This is a genomic window from Thermogutta sp. (genome assembly GCF_014359955.1).
In the GTDB taxonomy this organism is placed as follows: Bacteria; Planctomycetota; Planctomycetia; order Pirellulales; family Thermoguttaceae; genus Thermogutta.
Genome location: NZ_JACIYL010000759.1, coordinates 1 through 2,111 on the forward strand (window position 1 = coordinate 1; position 2,111 = coordinate 2,111).

The window sequence follows — 2,111 nt, forward strand, 5'->3', positions numbered from 1 at the left end:
CTGACTTCGTCTGCTCGTCAAGTTACGGCCTGGGTTTTCTGCGGGAATTCTCGAATGGAAAGTAGAGTAAGCGCGATACCGCTGGTCGACCAACAATGAATTGGGCTGTGTGCGTGAAGATCATTCGTGATGCGCGCTGGCAACTTCTAGTCAGTGCCGCTCTGCTCTTCGCGTTTGCCTGGCTTTTCGTCTGGATGAACAGTCTCATCAAAATAGGGCTGTGGTCCACGTTTCTCGATATGCTTCCCAACTTCGTGCACAAGTTGATGCCGGTACCAGCCAAGGAATTGCTCAGCCCAACAGGAAGGATCAGTCTGGTTTTTGTGCACATCGTGCCCATGATCCTGTTTGTCGGATGGGCTCTTGTTCGAGGCTCGGAAATGATCAGCGGTGAAATCGAGTCGGGACGCTTCGAGGTACTGCTCACGCTGCCCTTGCCCCGACCAGTCTGGGTTATCATCCCGGGAATTGTGACCTTTCTCGGAGCGATGATGCTGGCGGCGGTCCTGTGGGCAGGTCTGTGGGCAGGATGCCACCGGATCCACCTTGCGGAGCCAGTCGATACCACCCGTTTCCATTTAGCGGCGCTTAACCTGGCTATGATGGCTTTTGCCCTGGCCGGCATGACCTCGGCAATTTCCGCGTGCTCTTCCAGTCGCGGCAAAACGCTGGCCCTTGCGACTGTTATCTTTCTTGCCGCGGTCATCGTTAAACTGGTGGCACGTCTGTGGACGGCGGGCGAATGGCTCAAGTACCTGTCATTCATGACGCTCTTTGAACCGCAAATCCTCATCTTCACCCAGGAGGGATCTCGGATTTCTCTTCAGTACAACCTTGCGCTGGGCATCATCGGCCTGGTCGGTCACCTGATCGCCGCAGCGATCCTTACCCGACGGGATATTCCCGTGCCACGGTGAAATGGCAATTCCAGGCCGGTCCCAGCGAGCCGTCATTGACTTTCTTCGCAGCGGGAGGTCGAATATAGTTAAGAAGGGGAGGGGGGAGGATTCGCACACGGAAGGCCAGGCAACCATCAGCCAAAAGCAGAGCAACCACGGAATCAGATAACGTACCGCGGGCCAGCGCTGAGGTCGAAGAAAAGCGACGTGGATGGAGGTTCCAGCAATGGACGGTCTTTTCAAGCGCGGCCCGGTTAAAAATGCTTTTCAAGACTGTGCGACAGCTATGATTCGCTCTCGACGCGGCGGATTCACATTGGTGGAAATCCTCCTAGCGACAGCGATCTCGCTCATCATGCTGGGGGCGGTGGTCGCGGTGTTCGCGTCTGTCATGCAAAGCATCAACCAGGCGCGAGCCATGCTGGAAACCTCCGATCGGTTACGTTCGGCCGCCGAACTGCTGCGATCGGACTTGCGGGGTCTTACTGTGATTCCTATCCCGCCGCGGGATCCCGCCAATGACGAGGGCTACTTTGAATATACGGAAGGCCCGGTGGGACAAAATGGTCGCGTCCGTCCCATCATGCAGATCAACGATCCGCTTGTGGCCGTCAATCTGGATGACCTCGATGGAAACGGCAACCCACTCCCGGACCCCACGGTGGGCGACAACGACGACATCCTGATGTTTACCACGCGTTCGACGGGAGAGCCATTCGTCGGCCGATGTCTGATCAATGGGCAGCCCAGCACCATTTACTCGGATACAGCGGAGGTGGCGTGGTTTGTGCGGGGAAACCGCCTGTACAGGCAAGTTCGGCTTGTGGCACCCAAAGCCATGGAACTTTGCGATCTCAACAAGAATGGCATTTTGGACCCAGGGGAGTGGGTTCCCGCGGGCGACAGCGGAGCGCAAAACTTCCGGCGGTTTTACGATATTGCTGCCCATTATGATATAAACAGGGGAGGCTGGGTGTTCTCCACGCTGGGAGACCTTACCAAGCCCGAAAATCGCTATGCCCATCGGACGGGAGACCCGCGCAACGTTACGTCGTTTCCGTTCCATCCGCATCGTGATCCGGGCCCTCCGCCTCGCGTCTCAATTGGCAGGCTTTGGGGCTTCCTACCCTGGCAGAAAGCACCTCGGCCAATATGGGCGCTGCATGGCTTGCCAACGGCGTTCTGCCGGCAGTTACACTCACTCAGCTTTCC

The 2,111-nt window shown here is 57.1% G+C and carries 2 protein-coding genes; both read left to right on the forward strand.

Going from position 1 to position 2,111, the window contains the following annotated elements:
- Nucleotides 1-113: 113 nt before the first annotated feature.
- Complete coding sequence (locus tag H5U08_RS16665) at nucleotides 114-917, forward strand: hypothetical protein (RefSeq protein ID WP_297035640.1); 804 nt, start codon at nucleotides 114-116, stop codon at nucleotides 915-917.
- 268 nt (nucleotides 918-1,185) lie between these two features.
- On the forward strand, nucleotides 1,186-2,111 hold a 926-nt coding region (locus tag H5U08_RS16670; protein WP_297035643.1), incomplete at its 3' end, for a prepilin-type N-terminal cleavage/methylation domain-containing protein.